This window comes from Citrobacter sp. wls826, assembly GCF_005281245.1.
Lineage (GTDB): Bacteria > Pseudomonadota > Gammaproteobacteria > Enterobacterales > Enterobacteriaceae > Citrobacter > Citrobacter braakii.
Genome location: NZ_SZWS01000030.1, coordinates 56321 through 81863 on the forward strand (window position 1 = coordinate 56321; position 25543 = coordinate 81863).

Annotated in this window: 25 protein-coding genes; 17 read left to right on the plus strand and 8 right to left on the minus strand. The window is 51.7% G+C overall.

The genetic code is table 11. The features are described from left to right. Nucleotides 1–155 precede the first annotated feature (155 nt). Nucleotides 156–983 (minus strand): 2,5-didehydrogluconate reductase DkgA, encoded by an 828-nt coding sequence (dkgA, locus tag FDW87_RS07815; protein ID WP_016154506.1) that lies wholly within the window; start codon nucleotides 981–983, stop codon nucleotides 156–158. A 306-nt stretch (nucleotides 984–1289) separates the two neighbouring features. Next, nucleotides 1290–2453, minus strand: a complete 1164-nt coding sequence (gene yqhD, locus FDW87_RS07825; RefSeq protein ID WP_003838168.1) for an alcohol dehydrogenase — start codon at nucleotides 2451–2453, stop codon at nucleotides 1290–1292. Nucleotides 2454–2647: 194 nt separating this feature from the next. Between yqhD and FDW87_RS07830 the strand changes: the two genes are divergently transcribed. After that, nucleotides 2648–3547, plus strand: coding sequence for an AraC family transcriptional regulator (locus FDW87_RS07830; protein ID WP_029139662.1), 900 nt, complete (start codon nucleotides 2648–2650; stop codon nucleotides 3545–3547). A 77-nt stretch (nucleotides 3548–3624) separates the two neighbouring features. On the opposite strand, the gene yghB is transcribed toward FDW87_RS07830, so the two are convergent. Together yghB and metC are read right to left on the minus strand one after the other, a co-directional pair. Next, on the minus strand, nucleotides 3625–4284 hold the full coding sequence (gene yghB / locus FDW87_RS07835; RefSeq protein ID WP_016154504.1) for a DedA family general envelope maintenance protein YghB: 660 nt from the start codon (nucleotides 4282–4284) through the stop codon (nucleotides 3625–3627). A 131-nt stretch (nucleotides 4285–4415) separates the two neighbouring features. After that, nucleotides 4416–5603 carry a cystathionine beta-lyase gene (gene metC / locus FDW87_RS07840; protein ID WP_016157474.1) on the minus strand — a complete coding sequence of 396 codons (1188 nt, stop codon included), beginning with the start codon at nucleotides 5601–5603 and terminating at the stop codon, nucleotides 4416–4418. 250 nt (nucleotides 5604–5853) lie between these two features. On the opposite strand from metC, the gene exbB reads away from it, so the two are divergent. Continuing rightward, the gene (gene exbB / locus FDW87_RS07845; protein WP_016154502.1) at nucleotides 5854–6588 is read left to right on the plus strand and encodes a tol-pal system-associated acyl-CoA thioesterase; all 735 of its coding nucleotides are present in this window, start codon (nucleotides 5854–5856) and stop codon (nucleotides 6586–6588) included. Nucleotides 6589–6594: 6 nt separating this feature from the next. Then, a complete protein-coding gene (gene exbD / locus FDW87_RS07850) occupies nucleotides 6595–7020 on the plus strand; it encodes a TonB system transport protein ExbD (protein WP_016154501.1) in 426 nt (141 codons plus the stop codon). Between the two features lie 71 nt (nucleotides 7021–7091). Here the strand turns inward: exbD and FDW87_RS07855 are convergent, their stop codons facing one another. Together FDW87_RS07855 and FDW87_RS07860 are read right to left on the minus strand one after the other, a co-directional pair. Further along, nucleotides 7092–7499, minus strand: a complete 408-nt coding sequence (locus tag FDW87_RS07855; RefSeq protein ID WP_016157473.1) for a hypothetical protein — start codon at nucleotides 7497–7499, stop codon at nucleotides 7092–7094. Nucleotide 7500: 1 nt separating this feature from the next. After that, nucleotides 7501–7905 (minus strand): hypothetical protein, encoded by a 405-nt coding sequence (locus tag FDW87_RS07860; RefSeq protein WP_016154499.1) that lies wholly within the window; start codon nucleotides 7903–7905, stop codon nucleotides 7501–7503. A 104-nt stretch (nucleotides 7906–8009) separates the two neighbouring features. Here FDW87_RS07860 and FDW87_RS07865 point away from each other — a divergent pair, with 104 nt between their 5' ends. Beyond that, nucleotides 8010–8513, plus strand: a complete 504-nt coding sequence (locus tag FDW87_RS07865; protein ID WP_016154498.1) for an ESA_00282 family adhesion-associated protein — start codon at nucleotides 8010–8012, stop codon at nucleotides 8511–8513. Between the two features lie 68 nt (nucleotides 8514–8581). Here FDW87_RS07865 and FDW87_RS07870 read toward each other — a convergent pair whose 3' ends face one another. Then, complete coding sequence (locus tag FDW87_RS07870; RefSeq protein WP_046276176.1) at nucleotides 8582–9622, minus strand: aldo/keto reductase; 1041 nt, start codon at nucleotides 9620–9622, stop codon at nucleotides 8582–8584. A 155-nt stretch (nucleotides 9623–9777) separates the two neighbouring features. Between FDW87_RS07870 and yghX the strand changes: the two genes are divergently transcribed. From yghX to hybG, 11 genes are all read left to right on the plus strand, one after another. After that, nucleotides 9778–10665, plus strand: coding sequence for a YghX family hydrolase (gene yghX / locus FDW87_RS07875; RefSeq protein ID WP_046276177.1), 888 nt, complete (start codon nucleotides 9778–9780; stop codon nucleotides 10663–10665). A 214-nt stretch (nucleotides 10666–10879) separates the two neighbouring features. Further along, nucleotides 10880–12520: a methyl-accepting chemotaxis protein gene (locus FDW87_RS07880; RefSeq protein ID WP_047499232.1), complete on the plus strand. Its 1641-nt coding sequence runs from the start codon at nucleotides 10880–10882 to the stop codon at nucleotides 12518–12520. Between the two features lie 85 nt (nucleotides 12521–12605). After that, nucleotides 12606–12893, plus strand: a complete 288-nt coding sequence (locus tag FDW87_RS07885) for a DUF2623 family protein (RefSeq protein ID WP_016154494.1) — start codon at nucleotides 12606–12608, stop codon at nucleotides 12891–12893. 189 nt (nucleotides 12894–13082) lie between these two features. Continuing rightward, a complete protein-coding gene (gene hybO, locus FDW87_RS07890; protein WP_016154493.1) occupies nucleotides 13083–14201 on the plus strand; it encodes a hydrogenase 2 small subunit in 1119 nt (372 codons plus the stop codon). 2 nt (nucleotides 14202–14203) lie between these two features. Next, nucleotides 14204–15190 carry a hydrogenase 2 operon protein HybA gene (gene hybA / locus FDW87_RS07895; RefSeq protein ID WP_003828357.1) on the plus strand — a complete coding sequence of 329 codons (987 nt, stop codon included), beginning with the start codon at nucleotides 14204–14206 and terminating at the stop codon, nucleotides 15188–15190. Continuing rightward, complete coding sequence (gene hybB / locus FDW87_RS07900) at nucleotides 15180–16358, plus strand: Ni/Fe-hydrogenase cytochrome b subunit (protein WP_016154492.1); 1179 nt, start codon at nucleotides 15180–15182, stop codon at nucleotides 16356–16358. The genes hybA and hybB overlap by 11 nt, the downstream gene beginning before the upstream one ends. Next, the gene (gene hybC / locus FDW87_RS07905; RefSeq protein WP_003024476.1) at nucleotides 16355–18058 is read left to right on the plus strand and encodes a hydrogenase 2 large subunit; all 1704 of its coding nucleotides are present in this window, start codon (nucleotides 16355–16357) and stop codon (nucleotides 18056–18058) included. Before hybB ends, hybC begins: the two co-directional genes overlap by 4 nt. After that, nucleotides 18058–18552 carry a HyaD/HybD family hydrogenase maturation endopeptidase gene (locus FDW87_RS07910; protein WP_016157468.1) on the plus strand — a complete coding sequence of 165 codons (495 nt, stop codon included), beginning with the start codon at nucleotides 18058–18060 and terminating at the stop codon, nucleotides 18550–18552. The genes hybC and FDW87_RS07910 overlap by 1 nt, the downstream gene beginning before the upstream one ends. Continuing rightward, on the plus strand, nucleotides 18545–19033 hold the full coding sequence (gene hybE, locus FDW87_RS07915) for a hydrogenase-2 assembly chaperone (RefSeq protein ID WP_049283267.1): 489 nt from the start codon (nucleotides 18545–18547) through the stop codon (nucleotides 19031–19033). Before FDW87_RS07910 ends, hybE begins: the two co-directional genes overlap by 8 nt. Continuing rightward, nucleotides 19026–19367 carry a hydrogenase maturation nickel metallochaperone HypA gene (hypA, locus tag FDW87_RS07920; RefSeq protein ID WP_016157467.1) on the plus strand — a complete coding sequence of 114 codons (342 nt, stop codon included), beginning with the start codon at nucleotides 19026–19028 and terminating at the stop codon, nucleotides 19365–19367. Before hybE ends, hypA begins: the two co-directional genes overlap by 8 nt. Nucleotides 19368–19397: 30 nt before the next feature. Continuing rightward, on the plus strand, nucleotides 19398–19646 hold the full coding sequence (gene hybG / locus FDW87_RS07925; RefSeq protein WP_003024459.1) for a hydrogenase maturation factor HybG: 249 nt from the start codon (nucleotides 19398–19400) through the stop codon (nucleotides 19644–19646). Between the two features lie 50 nt (nucleotides 19647–19696). On the opposite strand, the gene yghU is transcribed toward hybG, so the two are convergent. Beyond that, nucleotides 19697–20563: a glutathione-dependent disulfide-bond oxidoreductase gene (gene yghU, locus FDW87_RS07930; protein ID WP_016154488.1), complete on the minus strand. Its 867-nt coding sequence runs from the start codon at nucleotides 20561–20563 to the stop codon at nucleotides 19697–19699. Nucleotides 20564–20781: 218 nt separating this feature from the next. Here yghU and FDW87_RS07935 point away from each other — a divergent pair, with 218 nt between their 5' ends. Continuing rightward, entirely contained in the window at nucleotides 20782–23070 is a 2289-nt protein-coding gene (locus FDW87_RS07935; RefSeq protein WP_137379610.1) for an FdhF/YdeP family oxidoreductase, read from the plus strand. 153 nt (nucleotides 23071–23223) lie between these two features. Continuing rightward, nucleotides 23224–25086: a bifunctional glutathionylspermidine amidase/synthase gene (gss, locus tag FDW87_RS07940; RefSeq protein ID WP_016154486.1), complete on the plus strand. Its 1863-nt coding sequence runs from the start codon at nucleotides 23224–23226 to the stop codon at nucleotides 25084–25086. The last annotated feature ends 457 nt before the right edge of the window (nucleotides 25087–25543 follow it).

Genomic DNA, 25543 nt, shown 5'->3' on the forward strand with positions numbered 1-25543 from the left:
GATATCCTTCATACTGCTCGAAAAATTTGTTCTGCTGCGATTCAATCGGCTTCCAGTGGGGCAGAACGCATGGGACTCAATTAGCTGTGCACGTGGTCTACGTCGAAATTCAAATCAGTAAAGGCCCGACGAGAGGTCGGGCAGGAGAGAAGGGGTTAACCGCCGAACTGGTCCGGGTCTGGTCCCAGACGTTTGCCCTGATCGAGCTTTGCGATTTCGCCTAATTCATCTTTATCCAGGCGGAAGTCCCAGACGTTAAAGTTTTCTGCGATACGCGCAGGGGTGACTGATTTCGGAATAACCACCAGGCCGCTATCCAGATGCCAGCGGATGACAATCTGCGCCGGTGATTTGCCATATTTCTCCGCGAGATCGCGGATGATCTTTTGATCAAAGACGTCTTTGCCGCCCTGCGCCAGCGGGCTCCAGGATTCGGTCTGGATTTTATGCGTTGCGTTCCAGGCGTGCAGTTGGCGCTGTTGCATAAGCGGATGAAGTTCTATCTGGTTAATCACCGGTGGTACGCCGGTTTCATCCATCAGTCGCTGGAGATGATTGATCTGAAAGTTACACACGCCGATGCTCTTAATCAGCCCTTCTTTTTGCAGATCGATCATGCTTTCCCACGCTTCAACGTAGTGGTCGATCGCCGGCACTGGCCAGTGCATCAGATAAAGATCGAGGTAATCGAGCTGGAGTTTCTCCATGCTTTCGAGCAAGGCTTCCCGAGGGCGTTTCTGGTCATCATTCCACAGCTTGGTGGTGATGAATAACTCTTCCCGCGGTACGCCCGCATCGCGTATTGCTTTGCCGACACCTTCTTCGTTTTTGTACGCTGCAGCGGTATCAATTGAGCGATACCCCACTTCCAGCGCTTTATGAATGGCGGTGATGACCTCTTCGTTACTTGCCTTCCAGACCCCCAGGCCCAGCTGCGGCATGACGTTACCATCCTGTAGTTTAATAATGGTTGGACCGGTCATAATTCCTCCCCTGAATTGAGTTTACCGAGGCAAGCCCCGGTAAGTTAGGTGTGACTTAAGTCTGGCCTATCCTCGTCATACTTCAAGCTGCATATGCGTTGGCTTTATTACGCGGCCCATCCATGAGCCTCGCCCTTTCAGGTCCGCTGCAAGCAGCGTTCAAATCTGCTCCCGGCAGGTTTGTCGTTTCACCCCCAGTCACTGACTTATGTAAGCTCCTGGGGATTCTCTCCTTTGCCGCCTTTATGCAACTCGAAATATTTAGAATATAAATACCCAAAAATGAAAGGCGGAGGTGAAAAAACCTTAGCGGGCAGCTTCGTAAATCCGACGGCTGACCTCGAGCGTAATGTCCTGATGTTCGCCCAGTTTTGTACCGCCGTGCGCTTGCAGTTTTTCCAGTAGCGCTGGGATGGAGCTACCGTCCAGGCCGTAGTCAGACAGACGAGTCGGTACGCCCATTTGTTCGAAGAAAGCGCGGGTTGCGGCAATAGCGGCGTCGATGCGTTGGTCATCGGAACCTTCGGTGATATTCCAGATACGCTCTGCGTATTGCAGCAGTTTGGCACGTTTGGTATCGCGTTTTTCATTCCACAGCGCTGGCAGAACGATCGCCAATGTTTGAGCATGATCCAGACCGTGCATTGCGGTCAGTTCGTGGCCCAGCATATGCGTTGCCCAGTCTTGTGGTACGCCTGCGCCAATCAGACCGTTCAGCGCCTGGGTTGCCGCCCACATAACGTTCGCACGCACGTTGTAATTTTCCGGCTCCTGCAATGCTTTCGGGCCTTCTTCTACCAGCGTAAGCAGAATACCTTCAGCAAAGCGATCCTGAATTTTCCCGTCAACCGGATAAGTCACATACTGCTCAACGGTATGTACGAAGGCATCTACGACGCCGTTCGCAACCTGACGCGGCGGCAGGGTATAGGTGTAAACCGGATCCAGCACGGCAAATACCGGCTGCACAAATGGGGTCATAAAGGCCAGCTTATCGCCGGTGGTTTTACGCGAAATGACCGCGCCGGAGTTAGATTCAGAGCCGGTTGCTGGCAGGGTTAATACGGAGCCCATCGGGATAGCGCTTGTTACGTCGTTGCCGTGGGTTTCCAGAATGCGCCATGGATCGATGCCGTCAGCGTATTGTGCCGCAGCCGCGATGAATTTGGTGCCATCCAGCACCGAACCGCCGCCTACCGCCAGCAGGAACGTCACTTTCTCATCACGCACGATTTTTACCGCGTTCATCAGCGTTTCATAAGACGGGTTCGGCTCAATACCGCCAAACTCCAGCACGTCCAGGCCTTTCAGCGCATCCTGAACCTGTGCCAGGACACCGGTTTTTTTCACGCTACCGCCGCCATAGGTAACCAATACGCGAGCATCCTGAGGGATTTGATCGCGCAGCTCAGCAATCGCACCTTTACCAAACAGAATGCGGGTTGGGGTATGGAGATTAAAGTTGTTCATTGCTCGTTCCCTTATGTGGGTAAAAAAAGAGGGCAGGAGAGTGTCTGCCGGATGATGAACATTGTGGTCGTCAGCCGCGCTGCTCTCAATGCTCATTTCTGCCGATGTCTTGCCCATTTCTACAGACTGCTGGAGAAAACGGATAAATCTGCGCATTATGTCAGGGTTGCAAACCGATGATGAAATGGTGCTCTATGAACCGTGATGAGATCTGCCTTCTGCTGACAGATAAAATTAAGCAGCTGAAAAACAATGAAAATAAACTCAGCGAACTGCTGCCAGATGTCCGCCTGCTGCACGGCACTGAGCCGGCAGCGCGTACACCGGTAATGTATCAGCCAGGAATCATATTTCTCTTTTCGGGACATAAAATTGGTTATATCAATGAACGTGTATTTCGTTATGACGCCAACGAATACCTGTTGCTAACCGTACCGTTACCCTTTGAATGTGAAACGTATGCAACGCCGGAGGTTCCCCTGGCCGGTATCTACCTGAATGTCGATATTCTGCAATTGCAGGAGCTGTTGATGGACATTGGGGAAGATGAGCTGTTCCAGCCCGCCATGGCGGCCAGCGGGATCAACTCCGCGACGCTTTCTGACGAAATTCTTTGCGCCGCTGAGCGCCTGCTGGATGTGATGGAGCGACCGCTGGATGCGCGTATTCTGGGGAAACAGATTATTCGCGAGATCCTCTACCATGTGCTGACCGGGCCGCGCGGCGGCGCATTACTGGCGCTGGTCAGTCGCCAGACGCATTTCAGTTTGATAAGCCGGGTGCTGAAGCGCATTGAAACCAAATACACCGAAAATCTCAATGTCGAACAACTGGCGGCAGAAGCGAACATGAGCGTGTCGGCGTTTCATCATAATTTTAAAGCGGTGACCAGCACGTCGCCGCTGCAATACCTGAAGAGCTATCGTCTGCATAAAGCACGGATGATGATGATCCACGACGGGATGAAGGCCAGTGCGGCTGCCATGCGCGTCGGCTATGAGAGCGCATCGCAATTCAGTCGGGAATTCAAACGTTTCTTTGGCGTAACGCCGGGGGAGGATGCGGCCAGAATTCGAATGATGCAGGGGAGTTAAACTTGCTCAGCGCTGGCCTGATAAGCGAAACGTCATCAGGCGAAAATGCCGGGGGAACCCCGGCCTACGGTTAATACTCAGGCGCTACAGTATTTTTTTTTAATCACTACAAACAGGGTTCCCAACAGACCCGCGGTTAACAGGGCAATCGGCAGGATCATTAAAAAGGTCATCACCTGGTCTTCATGGCGTTTGACGAACGGGATCATGCTCAGCGCATAGCCAAAGCCGGTGACGACGGTGACCCACAGCAGACCGCTCAGCCAGTTAAAAAACTGGAACCGACGGTTTGGCAGGCCCGAAATTCCCGCCATTGTTGGCAGCAAGGTACGAACGAATGCCAGGAAACGCCCAGCCAGCAGTGCCATCAGCCCGTGTTGGTCAAACATGCAGGTAGCGCGCTGATGATATTTATCAGGTAATTGCGCCAGCCAGCCTTTTACCGTCCGTGTGTTGCCCAGCCAGCGTCCCTGAATGTAGCTCAGCCAGCAGCCCAGACTGGCTGCGGCAGTCAGAATAGCTATGGTAGGTATAAAACTCATCACGTCCTGAGCGATCAGCGCCCCTGCCAGCAATAACAGGCTGTCTCCGGGTAAAAAGGAGGCAGGCAGCAGGCCATTTTCTAAAAACAGTGTGGCGAACATTACGAAGTACACCACGCTCACAACGTGCGGATCCGCCAACGCGGCAAAATCGTGTTGCCAAAGCGCGGAGACAATATCTTGAATGACTACCATGGACTTTCCTGTGGAACAGCGTTTATGTGTGGATTGTACTCCTGAATTGTCCGGGATGCCTTGATCCCGGACGCAACAATTGCAGACTTTTCCACCAGAAGTGTCTGCATATATGTCCATCTATGGCAATTTTACTCGATTCGGGCAAATCCTGCGGCCAAATCGGCAATCAGATCATCAACATTCTCTAAACCGATATGCAAACGGATGAGCGTTCCACTGAAGTCCACCTCGCCTTGGGGACGGATTGCTGCAATGTGTTCCGGCTGATTAGCGAGAATCAGCGACTCAAAACCGCCCCAGGAGTAGGCCATGCTGAACAGACTGAAGTGGTCCAGATACGCGGCCAGCTCTTCATGATTTAGTTTCTTATTCAATACAAATGAGAACAGTCCGCTGCTGCCGGTGAAATCACGCTTCCAGAATTCGTGGCCTTTACTGCCGGGCAGCGCGGGGTGGTTCACGCGGGCGACCTGCGGATGGCTGGCCAGCCACTCGGCGACCTTTAAGCTGCTTTCATGATGTTGGCGCAGGCGAACGCTTAGCGTACGCAGTCCGCGGCTGGTCATATAGGCGGTATCGGCGTCCAGCATTTGCCCCATCAGATAGGCATTTTCGCGCAGTTGATCCCAGCAACGGGCATTAGCTACCGCAGTGCCGACCATGGCGTCGGAATGGCCAATCAGATATTTGGTACCAGCCTGAATAGAAATGTCGATGCCAAAATCCAGCGCTTTGAACAGCACCCCGGCAGCCCAGGTGTTATCAATTATGATGATCGCATCCGGCGCGACGCTTCTGACGGCGGCAACAATAGCAGGGACATCATGTACTTCCATGGTGACAGAGCCGGGAGATTCCAGAAATACGACTTTAGTGTTCGGCTGTATGTGCTTCACAATATCGGCACCAACCAGCGGATCGAACCATCCGGTGGACACGCCGAGTTTGCCGAGAATTTTGGTGCAGAAATCCTGGCTGGGTTCATAGGCGGTGTTGGTCATCAGCACATGATCCCCTTGTTCCACAAAGGCGAGGATGGTGTTGGCAACGGCCGCCGCGCCGCAGGGGAACAACGCGCAACCCGCGCCGCCTTCCAGTTCACACATTGCCTCCTGCAGGGAAAAATGCGTCAAGGTTCCGCGACGTCCATAGAAAAGCGCACCGTTAGCACGGTTGTGCGTAGCCTGCTTTTTGGCCTCTACGGTGTCAAACACTAGCGAAGAAGCGCGCTGGATCACGCTATTTACCGCGCCCAGCGTGTACTTTTTACTGCGTCCTGCGTGAACGAGTTTGGTTTCAAGTTGCTTATCTGCCATGTCGTCTTACCTGTTTTTATACGTCTGGATGTCTAAACTACCATGAATCAAAGATGACGCATCCTGCAGAACGGTCATACAGTAGAAAATAATCTCAAAATGCTTCTGGTGACTTTTTTACTGCGTAAGCGCAAGGAAAAGAAACCAAAGGTGCGGCAATATGTAAATAGTAATGAGAACGACTATCAATTCGACGTCGTTTTGATATCATTACGCTCAGATTTTGTGATTTGCGTCCTGGAGATACAGAGTGGGTAATAATTTGATGCAGACGGATCTTTCCGTCTGGGGTATGTATCAGCACGCCGATATCGTGGTTAAGTGCGTGATGATTGGGCTGATTTTGGCATCAGTGGTCACCTGGGCTATCTTCTTTAGTAAGAGCCTTGAGTTCTTTACTCAGAAACGCCGCCTTAAGCGTGAACAGCAACTGCTGGCGGACGCCCGCTCTTTAGACCAGGCAAATGAGATTGCTGCAGGATTCGATGGCAAAAGCTTGGGCGCACAGTTGATTTACGAAGCGCAGAACGAACTGGAATTGTCAGAAGGCAGCGACGACAACGAAGGTATTAAAGAGCGTACCGGCTTCCGTCTGGAGCGTCGTGTGGCGGCGGTAGGTCGTCATATGGGACGTGGTAACGGCTACCTGGCCACCATCGGGGCTATCTCTCCATTTGTGGGTCTGTTCGGTACCGTGTGGGGCATCATGAATAGCTTCATCGGGATTGCACAAACCCAAACGACCAACCTGGCCGTTGTTGCGCCGGGTATCGCAGAAGCACTGTTAGCGACGGCGATCGGTCTGGTCGCGGCAATTCCAGCGGTCGTTATCTACAACATTTTCGCACGTCAGATTGGCAGCTATAAAGCGATGCTGGGCGATGTCGCGGCACAGGTACTGTTGCTGCAAAGTCGCGATCTGGACCTGAACGCTAGCGCTTCTGCCCATCCGGTACGTGCAGCGCAGAAATTACGTGTAGGATAATGTTCCATGGCAATGAGCTTTAATGAAAACCTGGACGATAACGGTGAAATGCATGAAATCAACGTGACGCCGTTTATCGATGTTATGTTGGTTTTATTGATCATCTTTATGGTGGCCGCACCGTTGGCAACGGTGGATGTGAAGGTGAATCTCCCGGCTTCCACCAGCACGCCGCAGCCGCGTCCGGAAAAACCGGTTTACCTGTCTGTTAAAGCCGATAAGAGTATGTTTATTGGCAACAATCAGGTGACGGATGACACCATGATTAGCGAATTAAATACGCTGACCGATGGGAAGAAAGACACCACGATTTTCTTCCGTGCGGATAAAACCGTCGATTATGAAACCATGATGAAAGTTATGGATACGCTGCATCAGGCGGGTTTCCTGAAGATTGGTCTGGTCGGTGAAGAGACCGTGAAAGCGAAGTAATCCTGATTGCCGGGTAATGGTTGTTGCCTTACCCGGCCTTCCTCTCCTGATTTAACTCTCCCCACACGCCCTTATCTGTCCTCATCCAGTGCGACTGCCGTTATCCTGGTGGGTTCGTAGTTCCCTTCAGACAGTTTACGCGTCAGGCGTAAGGTGGCTGTTTCTCGCTGGAGTATATGCTGGTATGTGCTCTCCAGCCGGGCCATGATTTTGTCCCGTAGTTCTGGTAGCTGCTCCATAATGGCTTCAATCGCGGCGCCATAGATCTCTTCTTTAGCCTGCAGCGCATAAATTTCGCGACGATTTTGCCATTTCATCCGCACCAGCGCGGCGGGAATAGAGACCATCTCCTGGGCAACGCTTTCCAACGTCGCATTTTTATTGGCAATCAATACGGCCAAATTTTGCTTTAAGACAAACTCATCGCTTTTATGGTCATCTAAAGCCAAATAAACATTATTATCCTCAACATCTTTCATTTTATTTCTCTTCCAGAGAATAAAAAATAGGATCGCTGGTCTCACGCGTAATTAAATTAAGCCAAATTTTATTGCCCTGTTCATTTACGCTGGCTGTTTTTGTCGATAAAATTTTACTTAATTCTTGAGCGTTAATGTCGCCTTCCGCTTGTAGTGAATTGAGCAGGCGAGTGAAGGACTCAATTTTTGCGGCACGAAACAGGCGCTCTTTTAAATGGCGATCGCACTCTTCAAATAACATATTGCGCGCCTGGCCGTTAGCTGTAGAGCTAATCAAAATATCGGGTTCATAATCACTTAATGTTCTCTTTCCCTGAGTCAAATTTTCACTATTATCTGTGGAACTGGTATTAGTAGATGAGCTGGATAAGTGAAAACGCGAGGGAACAAGATGCTCGGGAAGCATGTTGAAATATCCTTTGATGCCAATGATATGTTGTTCTAAATAAACCAGGCTGCGTTGACAATAGCATGGCGTAATTTTAAAATCAAAAAAAATGGAGCCAGTATATGAACAGTATATTTTATTCTGTTATTACCCTGCTATTGCTTACCTGCGGGGTACTTTTGTTGATGCGCAGTGCAAATAAAAACCGATATGCAGAAAATGGGCACTCTGAAAACCAGCCGGAAATGCTGAGTAAAGAAGAGGGGGAAGATCATTTTTCGGTACTGATGAATTCGATTACCCCAGTATGGTATTGGCGCGTTAATCACGAATATATCGATTTTATCCACTCAACGATCAAGCGGATGACAATGGTAGAGCTAAATGAGACGCCAGGGCTATTTGATGCACAGCGGCGTTGTAGCGATCTCAACTCTGCGGTGTATAAATATTACGACAATATAAAAAAGCGCTGTCTGAGCGGTGAGAAAGTCCCGCATGCCGATCTGGATGTGCTTAACTTACGCCAGTGCTTCAGGGAGTTCAGTCTGGAGGCTTATCCTGCGCTTGTCGCGCTGGTGTGGCCGGAATTTCAACGTCCAGAGATCAAAGCGGAAGAGGTGTGAAGGGATTGGCTGGCCCTGTTACGTGCCGGGGAGGCTAACGCCGCTTCCCGGCACAGAGTTACAAACGGCTATTTGTCAGATGAGGCCTGCCAAAGGTTCAGCTTACCATCCGCGACATGTTTATCGATCTGCGCCAGTTCTTCGGCGCTGAACGTCAGGTTAGACAACGCCTGAACGTTCTCCTCCAGTTGCTCCGGTCGGCTGGCGCCAATTAATACCGACGTCACCCGGTTGTCTTTCAGCAGCCAGCTTAAGGCCATTTGCGCCATCGACTGTCCGCGCTGTTGCGCCATCTCATTGAGCAAACGCAGGCTGTTAAGGTTTTCTTCCGTCAGCATATTTTCCGTCAGCCCACGAACTTTTTTCCCTTCACGCTGCATGCGTGAACCTTCCGGAATGCCGTTGAGGTATTTCCCCGTCAGCAGCCCCTGGGCCAGCGGCGTAAATGCGATGCAGCCCATGCCGTTGGATTCCAGCGTATCCAGCAGACCGCTGCTGTCTACCCAACGGTTAAGCAGGTTGTAAGAAGGCTGGTGGATCAGCAGCGGAATTTTCCATTCCCGCATCAGCTCGGCCATTTTCTGCGTACGCTCCGGGGAATAGGATGAGATGCCGACATACAGCGCTTTACCGCTTTGCACCGCATGGGCCAGCGCTGAGGCGGTCTCTTCCATTGGCGTATTTTCGTCAACGCGGTGCGAGTAGAAGATATCGACATAGTCGAGGCCCATGCGTTTCAGGCTCTGGTCGAGGCTGGCGAGCAGGTATTTGCGCGAACCGCCAGAACCGTATGGCCCTGGCCACATGTCATAGCCTGCCTTGGTGGAGATGATCAGTTCATCACGATAGTGTGCAAAATCCTCGCGCAGTAATCGGCCAAAATTCTCTTCTGCGCTGCCCGGAGGCGGCCCGTAGTTATTGGCTAAATCAAAATGCGTGATGCCTAAATCAAATGCTTTACGCAGCAGAGCGCGCTGTGAGTCCAGCGCCTGAACGTGCCCAAAACTGTGCCACAAACCCAGTGATAGCGCGGGTAAACGTAAACCGCTGCGCCCGCAGTAGCGATAGAGCATCTGCTCGTAACGTTCAGGATTGGCAAACCAGTCCATGAGATCTCCTTAGTGCAGGTGAATTTCGAAACAACGTTTCTATTCTAGCGGGTTCATGGTGAATATCCCGTTCACCAGGTCACACTGGAATGAAAAACTGGGCAAAAACAGACCACTGTGCTTTGCTTAAAAAAACATCGATCCGGAGTGCTGCCATGTCGCGTCTAACTGCCAAAGACTTTCCGCAAGAATTGCTCGACTACTATGACTATTACGCTCATGGCAAAATAACGAAACGCGAGTTTCTCAATCTTGCTGCGAAATATGCAGTCGGTGGTATGACGGCGCTGGCATTATTCAATGTGTTGAAACCCAATTATGCCCTCGCAACGCAGGTGGAGTTCACCGATCCTGATATCCTGGCGGAATACATGACTTATCCTTCACCTGAAGGGCATGGTGATGTGCGTGGGTATCTGGTTAAACCTGCGAAAGCGACGGGGAAAGTTTCGGCGGTAGTGGTGGTGCATGAGAATCGTGGGCTGAATCCGTATATTGAGGATGTGGCACGGCGGGTGGCGAAGGCGGGCTATATTGCACTCGCGCCTGATGGATTAAGTTCAGTAGGGGGCTATCCTGGCAATGATGATAAAGGTCGGGAGTTGCAGCAGCAGGTTGACCCGGTAAAGCTGATGAACGACTTCTTTGCCGCCATTGAATTTATGCAGCGTTATTCAGGCGCGACGGGAAAGGTGGGTATCACCGGATTTTGCTACGGTGGCGGCGTATCGAATGCCGCAGCAGTTGCTTTTCCTGAACTGGCCTGCGCAGTGCCTTTTTATGGGCGTCAGGTTCCTGCATCAGATGTCCCTAAAATAAAAGCGCCTTTATTACTGCACTATGCGCAATTAGATACCCGAATTAATGAGGGATGGCCCGCCTATGAAGCGGCGCTCAAAGCCAATAAGAAAGTCTATGAGGCATATATCTATCCCGGCGTTAATCATGGTTTTCATAATGACTCGACACCGCGTTATGATAATGCTGCCGCTGATTTGGCCTGGGAGCGTACTCTTGCATGGTTTAACAAATATTTACGATAGAAAACAAGGGATTATTTAATGCTTCAGGTTAATTATCTGAATAATAATGCTAGCTAATTTCATTAGCATTCATGTTGATATAGTGTAAATAATATTGGATGTACTTAAGAAAGTAAAAAAATAAAGAATGCATTATATCTTCTCTGTTGCCTGCCGATAACAAGGATAAGTATCGCCTGATGGCGAATTCCTCATCAACGGCAAGGAAATTATTATGCGTTTGCTGAAAAACTTCACTATTCGTATTGTCATGTTGGCAATACTGGGACTTTTTTGCCTGCTCTGGTCGGGCGTGGGTTTATTCAGTCTTCATTCTTTATCAAAAATATCTGAAGGCAATGATATTGACCGTCATCTTGTCCATCAGATGACGGTGCTCAGTCAGGGGAACGATCAGTATTTTCGCTTCGTAACGCGCTTAAGTCGCGCCATGGATGTCAAAATGAGTGGCGGAACGCCTGATTTTGCACCAGCGCAGCAGTCCCTGGAGAATATGAGCAAAAAACTCCAGGAGATGAAAACGTTGTCTCCGGGGCCTATGGATCCGGACGTTGCCGCGGCGGTACTGACGAAGTGGCAGGCGCTGTTGGATAACGGGGTGATTCCGCAAATGCAACTGGCGCAGCAGGGCACGCTTACGGCCTTTGCGGAGCATGCCAGCACCGTTACGCCAGCGCTGAGCCGTGAATTTGGCGCCAGTGCCGAACGTTTTAACGCCACGGCAGGTGAGCGGCTTGATACCACGCGTGTCATGGTCGATGGCAAAACGTCTATCATCCGGACGCTAATTATTACCGCCGTGGTCCTCGGTATTGCTCTCCTGTTCTTCACAGATCGTTACCTCGTCGCCATGATGGTGAAACCCCTGGGACGTATCCGCCAGCAGTTCCAGCAGATTGCTCAGGGCGATCTCAGCCATCCAATCGAAGATTTTGGCCGTAACTGCGTGGGCCAACTGGTGCCGTTATTGTGCGCGATGCAGGACAGCCTGCGCGAAGCCGTCAGTACAATTCGCTCAGGTAGTGACAACATCTGGCGAGGGGCTACGGAAATTTCCACCGGCAATAACGATCTCTCATCGCGTACTGAGGAGCAGGCTGCGGCGCTGGAAGAGACCGCTGCCAGCATGGAGCAACTGACCGCAACGGTAAAACTGAACGCCGAAAATGCGCGTGAAGCCAGCCAGCTTGCCGATACGGCGACAGAGACGGCAGGTAAAGGGAGCAGCCTGGTTTCAGAAGTGGTTGAGACGATGGACGGCATTGCCGCCAGCTCTAAACAGATCGCGGAAATTACGTCTGTTATTAATAGTATTGCCTTCCAGACCAATATTCTGGCGCTGAACGCGGCAGTTGAAGCTGCCAGAGCAGGTGAGCAGGGGCGTGGTTTTGCCGTTGTTGCCGGTGAGGTGCGTAACCTTGCCAGCCGTAGCGCCGGGGCGGCGAAAGAGATTGAGACGCTGATTGGCGAATCGTCGCGTCGCGTCGATCAGGGCGCTCGACTGGTTAAAGAGACGGGATTAACCATGGAGGCGATTCTGCGCGGAGCCACCGAAGTGACCGTTATCATGAAGCAAATTGCTTCTGCCTCAGAAGAACAGAATAAGGGCATTTCGCAGGTGAGCGTGGCGATCACGCAGATGGACAGCGTAACGCAACAGAACGCCGCGCTGGTAGAGCAAGTTTCCGCCGCAGCTGTGGCGCTTGAACGGCAAACGGAAGAGCTGCAACGCTCGGTACAACAGTTCCGCCTTTCAGCAAACGATGTGCAGTACGCCGCCGCCAGCACCGCTTCCCCTTCAGCAGACAGCAAAACGTCTGCGGCCGCTAAAAAGGATGAATGGGTGTCCTTTTAAGCGGGCATAAAAAAGTACGTGATACCTCTGGTCTTTGCTTAAAAAATCGCTATATAATTTATTATATAGCGATTGGAGGTTATGCATGGACAACCATTTTGGAAAAGGCTTGATGGCCGGATTAAACGCGTCAAGTGCGGATAGCGCACGCACGGCGGCCAATTTTTGTGCTGATTATAAACGCGGTTTTGTGCTGGGATTTTCTCATCGAATGTTTGAAAAAACGGGCGATCGACAGCTCAGCGCGTGGGAAGCGGGGATCCTCACGCGTCGCTATGGGCTGGATAAAGAGATGGTTATGGATTTCTTTAAAGAGAACCAGTCCAGTACAACAATTCGTTTTTTCATGGCTGGCTATCGTCTCGAAGCTTGATCCGAAAGGGGTATTATCTTGCTTTAATTAATTACACTATTGACCTACGCCTTCGTTTTGTTGCTCCGCCGAAGTATTATAATGCACATAACCATATAAAAAGTGTGGTAAATGGCGCGCCGATCGCAATATGCAACATGCGAAAGGTGCAAAATAAAAGCCAGGTCTTCGCAACGGAATAACTATAAAATGACTGGAGATAACTCTCTCATCAATTCGAACGGCATCAATCGCCGTGATTTCATGAAGCTTTGTGCAGCACTGGCCGCTACCATGGGGCTCAGTAGCAAAGCCGCCGCAGAAATGGCCGAATCAGTTTCTCGTCCTCAGCGTCCACCGGTTATCTGGATTGGTGCGCAGGAGTGTACGGGTTGTACTGAATCGCTACTTCGCGCGACACACCCTACAGTGGAAAACCTCGTTCTGGAGACAATCTCTCTGGAATACCATGAGGTACTCTCTGCCGCCTTCGGCCACCAGGTCGAAGAGAATAAACATAACGCTCTGGAGAAGTACAAAGGGCAATATGTTTTGGTTGTAGATGGTTCTATCCCACTGAAAGACAATGGTATTTACTGCATGGTTGCCGGTGAGCCGATCGTAGATCACATCCGCCGGGCCGCAGAAGGCGCTGCCGCTATCATTGCCATCGGCTCTTGTGCCGCGTGGGGTGGTGTTGCTGCTGCTGGCGTTAACCCAACGGGTGCCGTCGGCTTGCAGGAAGTTCTGCCAGGCAAAACCATCATCAACATCCCCGGCTGTCCTCCGAACCCGCACAACTTCCTTGCAACGGTCGCGCATATCATCACTTACGGTAAGCCGCCGAAGCTGGATACCAAAAACCGTCCGACATTTGCCTATGGTCGTTTGATTCACGAACACTGCGAACGTCGCCCGCACTTCGATGCAGGTCGTTTTGCTAAAGAGTTTGGCGATGAAGGTCACCGTGAAGGCTGGTGCCTCTACCATCTGGGCTGTAAAGGACCAGAAACCTACGGCAACTGCTCAACGCTGCAATTCTGCGATGTTGGCGGCGTGTGGCCGGTGGCTATCGGTCACCCTTGCTACGGCTGTAACGAAGAAGGTGTCGGTTTCCATAAAGGTATTCACCAGCTTGCTCATGTGGAAAACCAAACACCGCGTTCCGAGAAACCTGACGTCAATATGAAAGAAGGCGGCAATATTTCTGCCGGGGCGATTGGGCTGCTTGGTGGCGTAGTAGGACTGGTTGCCGGTGTCAGCGTGATGGCGGTTCGTGAACTGGGGCGTCAGCAGAAGAAAGATAACGCTGACTCACGGGGAGAATAACCGTGAACAGACGTAACTTTATTAAAGCAGCCTCCAGCGGGGCATTGCTGTTGGGCGCTGCGCCGTCCATCAGCCATGCGGCTGCAGAAAACCGTCCGCCGATCCCTGGTTCTCTTGGGATGCTCTATGACTCGACGCTGTGCGTAGGCTGCCAGGCCTGTGTCACCAAGTGTCAGGATATCAACTTCCCGGCGCGTAACCCGGAAGGCGAGCAGACCTGGTCGAACAACGACAAACTGTCACCGTATACCAATAACATCATCCAGGTGTGGCGTAGCGGAACAGGCGTTAACAAAGACCAGGAAGAAAACGGCTACGCATACATTAAGAAGCAGTGCATGCACTGTGTCGATCCGAACTGCGTCTCCGTTTGCCCGGTCTCCGCGCTGAAGAAAGATCCGAAAACTGGCATTGTCCACTATGACAAAGATGTCTGCACGGGCTGTCGTTACTGCATGGTCGCCTGCCCGTACAATGTGCCTAAGTATGACTACAACAACCCGTTTGGTGCGCTTCACAAATGTGAACTGTGTAACCAGAAAGGTGTTGAGCGTCTGGATAAAGGCGGTTTACCGGGTTGTGTTGAAGTGTGCCCTGCCGGTGCGGTGATTTTTGGTACGCGTGAAGAGCTGATGGCTGAGGCGAAAAAACGTCTCGCGCTGAAGCCTGGCAGCGAATACCACTATCCGCGTCAGACGGTGAAAGCAGGCGATACCTATCTGCATACGGTACCGAAGTATTACCCCCATCTGTACGGCGAGAAAGAGGGTGGTGGTACACAGGTTATGGTACTGACGGGCGTTCCTTACGAGGATTTGGATCTGCCAAAACTGGATGATCTTTCAACCGGTGCGCGTTCCGAACATGTTCAACATTCCTTGTACAAGGGCATGATATTACCCCTGGCTGCGCTGGCGGGCTTAACCGTGCTGGTTCGTCGTAACACGAAAAACGACCATCACGATGGAGGAGACGATCATGAGTCATGATCCTAAACCGCTGGGCGGAAAAATAATCAGCAAACCGGTCATTATTTTTGGGCCGCTTATCGTCCTGTGTATGCTCCTGATCGTGAAACGTCTGGTCTTCGGATTGGGCTCAGTCTCCGATCTGAACGGTGGTTTCCCATGGGGTGTATGGATCGCGTTTGACCTGCTGATTGGTACCGGCTTCGCGTGCGGTGGCTGGGCTTTGGCGTGGGCGGTGTATGTTTTCAACAGAGGACAATACCATCCACTGGTACGTCCGGCGCTGCTGGCGAGTCTGTTTGGCTACTCGCTGGGTGGTCTGTCGATCACCATTGACGTCGGTCGTTACTGGAACCTGCCGTATTTCTACATTCCGGGCCACTTCAACGTGAACTCGGTACTGTTCGAAACGGCGGTCTGTATGACCATCTATATCGGCATCATGGCGCTGGAATTTGCTCCGGCTCTGTTTGAACGTCTGGGGTGGAAAGTCTCTCTCAAACGTTTGAATAAAGTGATGTTCTTTATTATTGCCCTTGGCGCACTGCTGCCAACTATGCACCAGTCTTCAATGGGTTCATTGATGATTTCTGCGGGCTATAAGGTGCATCCGCTATGGCAAGCTTATGAAATGTTGCCGCTTTTCTCCGTATTAACCGCTTTTATTATGGGCTTCTCGATCGTCATCTTCGAAGGCTCGTTGGTACAAGCCGGGCTGAAAGGTAATGGTCCGGACGAGAAAAGTTTGTTCATCAAGCTGACGAATACCATCAGCGTGCTGTTGGCGATTTTCGTGGTTCTGCGCTTTGGCGAACTGATCTATCGCGACAAGCTGTCCTATGCGTTCTCAGGCGATCTTTACTCCCTGATGTTCTGGATTGAAGTCGTGCTGATGGTCTTCCCGCTGGTGGTGCTGCGCGTCACTAAGCTGCGTAACGACTCGCGCATGCTGTATCTGTCTGCGCTGAGCGCATTGCTGGGTTGTGCGACATGGCGTCTGTCCTATTCGCTGGTGGCGTTCAATCCTGGTGGTGGCTACCACTACTTCCCGACCTGGGAAGAACTGTTGATTTCTATTGGTTTTGTGGCTATTGAGATTTGTGCATACATCGTACTCATTCGTCTACTGCCGATACTTCCTCCTTTAAAACAAAACGATCAAAATCGTCATGAGGCGAGCAAAGCATGAGCCAGAGAATTACTATTGATCCGGTAACCCGTATTGAGGGTCATTTACGCATCGACTGCGAAATCGAAAATGGCGTGGTATCTAAAGCATGGGCTTCCGGTACCATGTGGCGCGGCATGGAAGAGATCGTGAAAAACCGCGATCCACGCGATGCCTGGATGATTGTGCAGCGTATCTGTGGCGTTTGTACTACCACTCACGCTATCTCTTCCGTTCGTGCAGCAGAAAGCGCGCTGAATATTGATGTTCCGGTGAACGCACAGTATATCCGTAACATCATTCTGGCCGCGCACACCACGCATGACCACATTGTTCACTTCTATCAGCTCTCTGCGCTGGACTGGGTGGATATCACCTCTGCACTGAAAGCAGATCCAGCGAAAGCGTCTGCCATGCTGAACGGCGTGTCCTCCTGGCACCTGAACAGCGCAGAAGAGTTCACTAAGGTTCAGAACAAGATCAAAGACCTTGTTGCCAGCGGTCAGTTAGGCATTTTTGCCAACGGTTGCTGGGGTCACCCGGCGATGCAGCTGCCGCCAGAAGTGAACCTGATTGCGGTCGCTCACTACCTGCAGGCGCTGGAATGCCAGCGTGATGCTAACCGTGTTGTGGCGCTGTTGGGCGGTAAAACGCCGCACATTCAGAACCTGGCGGTAGGCGGGGTTGCTAACCCAATTAACCTCGACGGCCTTGGCGTGCTGAACCTTGAGCGCCTGATGTATATCAAGTCCTTTATCGATAAGCTGAGCGACTTCGTTGAGCAGGTTTACAAGGTTGATACCGCAGTTATTGCTGCGTTCTATCCTGAGTGGCTGGAACGTGGTCAAGGTGCGGTTAACTATCTGAGCGCACCGGAATTCCCGACTGACGGTAAAAACGGCAGCTTCCTGTTCCCGGGTGGTTACATCACCAATGAAGATCTGTCGACCTATCGTCCGATCACCTCTCACTCCGATGAGTACCTGATCAAAGGGATTCAGGAGAGTGCGAAACATGCGTGGTACAAAGACGAAGCGCCGCAGGCTCCGTGGGAAGGCACAACGGTTCCTGATTACACTGGTTGGTCAGATGACGGCAAGTACTCCTGGGTTAAAGCACCGACCTTCTACGGTAAAACGGTTGAAGTGGGTCCGTTGGCTAACATGCTGTGTAAACTGGCGGCCAAACGCGAGTCTACCCATGCCAAGCTGAATGAAATCATCGCGATTTACACCAAGCTGACCGGTAAAACTATCGAAGTGTCACAGCTGCACTCTACGTTGGGCCGTATTATTGGCCGTACCGTTCACTGCTGTGAACTGCAGAACGTTCTGCAGGATCAGTACAATGCGCTGATTGTGAACATCGGCAAAGGTGACCACACCACCTTCGTGAAACCGGATATCCCGGCAACGGGTGAATTTAAAGGTGTCGGTTTCCTCGAAGCGCCGCGCGGTATGCTGTCTCACTGGATGGTGATCAAAGATGGCATTATCAGCAACTACCAGGCGGTTGTACCGTCAACCTGGAACTCTGGCCCACGTAACTTTAATGATGAAGTGGGACCGTATGAGCGCTCGCTGGTAGGTACGCCGATTGCCGATCCAAACAAACCGCTGGAAGTGGTTCGTACCATTCACTCCTTCGACCCTTGTATGTCATGTGCGGTGCATGTGGTGGACGTTGATGGGAACGAAGTGGTCTCAGTTAAGGTTCTGTAATGCGGATATTAGTCTTAGGGGTCGGCAATATTTTGCTGACCGACGAAGCCATCGGGGTACGTATCGTTGAAGCATTAGAACAACGGTACGTCCTGCCAGACTTTGTTGATGTTCTGGATGGTGGTACGGCTGGGATGGAGCTTCTCGGTGATATGGCGAACAGAGATCATCTGATCATTGCTGACGCCATTGTGTCGAAGAAAAACACGCCAGGAACGATGATGGTCCTGCGGGATGAAGAGATCCCGGCGCTGTTTACCAACAAAATCTCACCGCACCAGCTTGGTCTGGCCGACGTATTGTCGGCCCTGCGTTTCACCGGCGAGTTTCCGAAAAAGCTGACGTTAGTCGGTGTTATTCCGGAATCGCTGGAGCCGCATATCGGACTAACGCCAACGGTTGAAGCGATGATTGAACCTGCGCTTGAGCAGGTTCTTGCCGCGCTTCGCGAATCAGGTGTTGAAGCGATCCCGCGGGAGGCGGCTCATGTCTGAGGAGTTTGTCGGTTTTCAGACGGCCCCGAAGATGCAAATTCAGGCAGCGTTTGAAGAGGTTGCCCGGCGTTCAATGCACGATCTCTCTTTCCTGCATCCGAACATGCCGGTATATATCTCTGAATTTACGCTGTTTGAAGGACAGTGGACGGGGTGTGTTATCACGCCCTGGATGCTCAGCGCACTGATTTTCCCCGGACCGGACCAGATCTGGCCGGTGCGTAAAGTCAGCGAAAAAATCGGACTGCGTCTGCCGTATGGCGAGATGACCTTTACCGTTGGTGAACTGGAGGGCGTATCGCAATACCTTTCCTGCTCACTGATGTCGCCGCTTTCGCACAGTATGTCGGCGCAAGAAGGCATGCGTCTGACTGACGATTGCGCGCGAATGCTGTTATCGCTGCCGGTTAGCGATCCGAATGCGCCGCAGCTTAATCGCCGCGCGTTGCTGCTGGGTCGTCGGAACTGCGAAAATGCATGAGCTGTCCCTTTGTCAGAGCGCGGTTGAGATTGTTCAACAGCAGGCAGAGCAGCACGGTGTTAAACGTGTAACCGGTGTTTGGCTGGAAATCGGGGCGCTCTCCTGCGTTGAAGAGAGCGCCGTTCGTTTCAGTTTCGACATCGTCTGTCAGGGGACGCTGGCTCAGGGTTGTGAGCTGCATATTGATTACAAGCCAGCCCAGGCATGGTGCTGGGATTGCAGTCAGGTTGTGGAAATCACCCAGCATGATGCGCAGTGTCCACAATGTCAGGGCGATCGTCTGCGGGTTGATGCTGGCGATTCACTGAAAGTGAAAAGTATTGAAGTCGAATAACCCATAGGTTGCTATGGGGCGGAGTCAGATATGTGTATTGGAGTCCCTGGTCAGGTTCTGGCCGTTGGTGAAGATATTCACCAGCTTGCGCAGGTTGAAGTGTGCGGCATCAAACGTGATGTCAATATTGCCCTGATTTGTGAAGGTGATACAGCTGAGCTGGTCGGGCAATGGGTGCTGGTGCACGTAGGGTTCGCCATGAGCATCATTGATGAAGATGAAGCTAAAGCCACGTTAGACGCACTTCGCCGCATGGAGTACGACGTCACCAGCGCGTGACAAATCCTGAATGAAATTGCCGGATAGCGGTTGCCATCCGGCAATTTATTTTAGTTCTGGCGCTTATCTTCGGTTTGGGTATCGAAGTCGCTGGCGTCATGGCGTTCATGAAGCTGCTCGTTCAGCGGTCCGTTAGTGCGGTTTACAATACGACCACGCTTAACCGCCGGACGCGCTGCAATCTCTTTTGCCCAGCGTTGTACGTGCTTGTAGCTTCCTGCGTCAAGGAACTCTGCTGCGTCGTAGACGTTGCCCAGAACCACATTGCCAAACCATGGCCAGACCGCCATATCGGCAATGGTGTATTCATCTCCGGCCACAAACTGATGTTGCGCCAATTGTTTATCCAGCACGTCGAGTAAGCGTTTGGCTTCCATGGTGAAGCGATTGATAGCGTACTCAATTTTAACCGGAGCATAGTTATAGAAGTGGCCAAAGCCTCCGCCGAGGAACGGTGCTGCGCCTTGTAACCAGAACAACCAGTTCAGCGTTTCGGTGCGTTTTGCCAAATCCTGCGGCAGGAAATAACCATATTTTTCCGCCAGATAGAGCAGGATTGCGCCAGATTCGAATACGCGAACCGGTGGGTTTTGCGAGTGATCGCGTAGCGCTGGGATCTTCGAGTTCGGATTCACCTCAACAAAGCCGCTGGAAAACTGATCGCCATCGCCAATGCGGATAATCCAGGCATCGTATTCCGCGCCCTTCACCCCCTGCGCCAGCAACTCCTCCAGCATGATCGTCACTTTCTGCCCGTTTGGCGTACCCAGCGAATAGAGCTGCAGCGGATGTTTGCCAACCGGCAGCGTTTTCTCGTGGGTGGCTCCGGAAACCGGGCGGTTGATATTGGCGAATGCGCCTCCGTTCGATTTTTCCCACGTCCAGACTTTCGCGGGCTGATAGGTATTGTCTGACATATTGACCTGCCTTCTGAGTGGTTGTGTTGATGCAGTGTAGCAGTTAGGTAGAACTCAATTTAACAGATTGGAACTTTATGTCGCTTTGTGCTGAAAGGGGAAGATAAATCTAACCCGTTCATTGTACTCGCTCCGTACTCCATGAAGAGGAAATCAATGTTGGACGGAAATTGCTACCGTATTCACCATTAAAAATTGGCGGTGAATAAGCAGTAATAATGAAAAATGGTGTTCCAGGAGTAAGCGGTTATCAGGGCCCGGCGGGTGGGTGGGGCGCGGTAAAAGCCGTCACTGCTTCGGTGTTTTCGCAAAAGGCTGTCGCCCGCGACATTATCGCGATGTTCAAAATGAACCAGGTGAAAGGGTTCGACTGTCCGGGCTGTGCGTGGCCGGACCCAGGGCACCGTGCGCCAATGGAGCTGTGCGAAAATGGCGTTAAGGCGGTCTCCTGGGAGACAACCAGTAAAAAAGCGTCACCGGAATTTTTCAGCCGTCACCCGGTTTCCACACTCTGGCACTACAGCGATTATGAGCTGGAAAATATCGGTCGTTTGACGCATCCGATGAAATACGATGCAGCATCAGATACCTGGCAGGCGGTGGATTGGGATATCGCCTTCCAGGAGATCGGCGAGCGTCTGCGCAGCTATGATTCACCCCAGCAGGTTGAGTTTTACACCTCCGGCAGAACGTCAAATGAAGCGGCGTTCCTGTATCAGCTATTTGCCCGAGAATATGGCAGCAGCAACTTTCCTGATTGCTCAAACATGTGCCACGGACCGACCAGCGCAGGGCTAACGCCGGCCATTGGCCTTGGAAAAGGGACCGTTGAACTTGACGATTTTGACCATTGCGATCTGGTGATTTGTATCGGGCATAACCCTGGCACTAATCATCCACGTATGCTGACCACCTTACGCGACGTTGCCAAACGCGGGGCTAAAATAATCTCTATCAATCCGCTGAACGAAAGGGGGCTTGAGCGCTTTAGTTTCCCGCAAAGCCCGAAAGAGATGTTCACCGGTCAGTCGACGCAGTTGAGCAACGACTACTACCAGGTAAAAATGGGCGGTGACGCCTCGCTGCTGAAAGGCATCATGAAGGCGCTGATCGAAATGGATGAAGCGCGGATCTTACTGGATCAGCAACCGACACTCGATCACGCGTTTATCGATGAGCATACCGCTGGATATGCAGCGCTGTATGATGACTTACGTCAGCATAACTGGGCGGAGCTGGAACAGGACTCGGGCCTGACCCGCAGTCAGATGGAGGACCTGGCACACAGCTACAGTAAATCTCGTGCCACTATTATTTGTTATGGTCTGGGCATCACCCAGCATAAAAACGGTACTGAGAACGTCCAGCAACTGGTAAACCTGCTGCTGCTGAAAGGCAATATGGGTAAGCCTGGGGCGGGGATCTGCCCGTTGCGCGGTCATTCTAACGTGCAGGGCGACCGTTCCGTGGGGATCAACGAAGCGGCATCCGAAGACTTCCTGCAACGCCTTGAGACGCATTTTTCTATCCGTGTGCCGCGTACACATGGCCGCTCCAGCGTGGAGAGTATTCGGGCCATCGAACGGGGAGAGGCAAAAGCGCTCATTTGCATGGGTGGCAATCTGGCGGTGGCGATGCCGCAGCCGCAGCGTACCTTTGCGGCGATGAAAAATTTGGATCTGCAGGTCCATGTTGCGACCAAGCTGAACAGATCGCATTTGCTGCTGGCAAAGCATAATTACCTGCTGCCTGCATTAGGTCGAACGGAGCGCGACATTCAGGCGACGGGGAGCCAGTCGGTGACCGTCGAAGACTCGATGTCGATGGTCCATGCTTCCTGCGGCGCGCTGAAGCCAGCTTCCCGCTGGTTAAAATCGGAACCCGCGATTGTGGCGGGCATGGCACACGCCACTCTGCCGCTTTCGCCGATCAACTGGGAGGCGTTAACCGGGGACTACGCGCTGATCCGTGACGCCATTGAAGCCGTGATCCCGGCGTTCCACAATTACAATGCCCGTATTGCCGAGCCGGGCGGATTTCGTATGGATACGCCCGCTTCGCGCCGTGAATGGCGAACGGCGAATGGTAAAGCCAACTTTATCGTCAGCCATCAGCGGGCGGTAGAGCGAGAAAATCAGCCTGCCGATGCACTGGTTCTGGCGACGCTGCGCAGCCACGATCAATACAACACCACTATTTATGGTATGAACGATCGCTACCGTGGCATTACCGGTCGTCGGGATGTGGTGTTTTTAAGCGCTGAAGAAGCGGCGACTCGCGGTCTGAGCCAGGGAGATGTGGTCAACGTTCAGGCGCTGGACGACCGCGGCCAGCCCTGTGCGGATCGCATTATGTGCGGCTTGACGGTGGTGATTTACAACATGGCGGTGGGCTCAATAGGCGCTTATCTGCCAGAAGCGAATGTCCTGCTTTCGCTGGATGCGGTGGACACACAAAGTTTGACTCCGGCGTATAAAAGCGTACCGGTCACCGTGACAAAAGCGTAGTTCCTGCTGTGAATTTTTCGCCTCTGAGCGCCAGCCGCTGCGTTGAGGTGTATGATGATGTTGACCTCTGTCCGGTTAGTGTCGCAGAGCAGGCAATCAGAGCGAAAAATTCACGCCAACCTGCTCAGGCTGTATTGTTTTGAGGTAAGGTGCATGAGCAAAGGAACGACCAGTCAGGATGCCCCATTCGGGACATTATTGGGCTACGCCCCAGGCGGCGTAGCAATCTACTCTTCAGATTACAGCTCCCTCGACCCACGGGACTACGACGATGATGCGGCATTTCGCAGCTATATCGACGACGAATACATGGGCCACAAATGGCAGTGCGTAGAGTTCGCACGCCGCTTTCTCTTCCTTAATTATGGCGTGGTCTTCACCGATGTAGGCATGGCCTGGGAGATCTTTTCCTTACGCTTTCTACGCGAAGTAGTGAATGACAATATCCTGCCGTTACAGGCATTTCCGAATGGTTCACCCCGCGCGCCGGTAGCCGGTGCTCTGCTTATCTGGCAAAAAGGCGGTGAGTTTAACGATACCGGCCATGTGGCGGTCGTTACCCAGTTGCTGGAAAACAAAATCCGTATTGCCGAACAGAACGTGCTCCATACGCCGTTACCTCCCGGACAGCAGTGGACCCGCGAACTGGAGATGGTGGTTGAAAACGGTTGTTACACCCTGCGTGATACCTTTGACGACACCACCATCCTTGGCTGGATGATCCAGACCGATGATACCCGTGACAGCCTGCCGCAGCCGGAGATCGCCAATGACTCGCTGAAAATTGGCGGCGCGCGACTGGAAGATAACGGGCAGTTTGACGGTAAATGGCTTGATGAACAGGATCCGCTGCAGAAAGCCTACGTGCTGGCGAACGGCCACGTGATTAATCAGGATCCGCATCAGTACTTCACCATTACCGAGAGTGCAGAGCAGGAGCTGATCAAAGCCACCAACGAGCTGCACCTGATGTATCTGCACGCGACCGACAAAGTGCTGAAAGATGACAACCTGTTGGCGCTGTTCGATATCCCGAAAATCCTCTGGCCGCGTCTGCGCCTTTCCTGGCAGCGTCGTCGGCATCATATGATTACGGGACGTATGGATTTCTGTATGGATGAACGCGGACTGAAGGTGTATGAGTACAACGCCGATTCCGCATCGTGCCATACCGAAGCTGGTTTGATCCTCGAAAGATGGGCCGAGCAGGGCTATACAGGACAGGGACACAACCCAGCTGAAGGATTGATCAACGAACTGGCGGGGGCCTGGAAGCACAGCCGCGCGCGTCCTTTTGTCCACATCATGCAGGATAAAGATATAGAGGAAAACTACCACGCTCAGTTTATGCAGCAGGCGCTACGTCAGGCCGGGTTTGACAGTAAAATTCTGCGTGGCCTCGATGAGCTACGTTGGGATGACGCTGGTCAGCTGATTGACGGGGACGGTCGTCTGGTGAACTGCGTCTGGAAAACCTGGGCGTGGGAAACCGCAATTGAGCAGGTGCGAGAGGTCAGTGAAACGGAGTACGCTGCGGTACCAATTCGTACCGGGCATACGAATCAGGAAGTGCGTTTAATCGACGTGTTGTTGCGCCCGGAAGTGCTGGTCTTTGAACCTCTGTGGACGGTGATCCCTGGTAATAAAGCGATTCTGCCGATCCTGTGGCAACTGTTCCCACACCACCGCTATCTGCTTGATACTGATTTCACTGTTAATGAAGAGCTGGCGCAAACCGGTTATGCAGTGAAACCTATTGCAGGACGTTGTGGCAGCAACATCGATCTGGTGAGCCATCAGGAAGAGTTACTGGATAAAACCAGCGGAAAGTTTGCCGAGCAGAAGAACATTTATCAGCAGCTTTGGTGTCTGCCAAAAATTGCCGGTAAATATATTCAGGTTTGTACCTTCACCGTAGGCGGTAACTATGGGGGGACCTGCCTGCGCGGCGATGAGTCGCTGGTGATTAAAAAAGAGAGCGATATCGAGCCGCTGATTGTGGTGAAGGAAGAGTAATATTTTTGCGTGTTCTTGATTGAAATGCGAAAAGCCGGAGTATATCTCCGGCTTTTTTCTGTTTGTAGTTAAATTGACGCTGATTATATATTTAAATAAGTTACATGGAATATAGATATAATGGTAATTATTACTTTAATTAATATTTTATAGCTCAAAAACATTCTTTTTATGAATGTTTTTAACGTTAATTAATTTCCTCCGTTTGTATTAGATAATATACTTTCTTGATTTTGTTTTTAGATGAATAATACTAATGTATTATTTGGTGTATTAGTGATATTGATCATATTTTATCTCAGGTAATATGTCGGATTACGTTAGCATACTAATTATAATCGTTAATTGTCATTAACAGTTGTTGTTGACTGCCCGCAGAAATGACGATGTAAGAAACACGTTGAGCGATTGGAAAATGCTCCGTTAGGAAATGTAAAATATCGGCAGGAACCGCCGG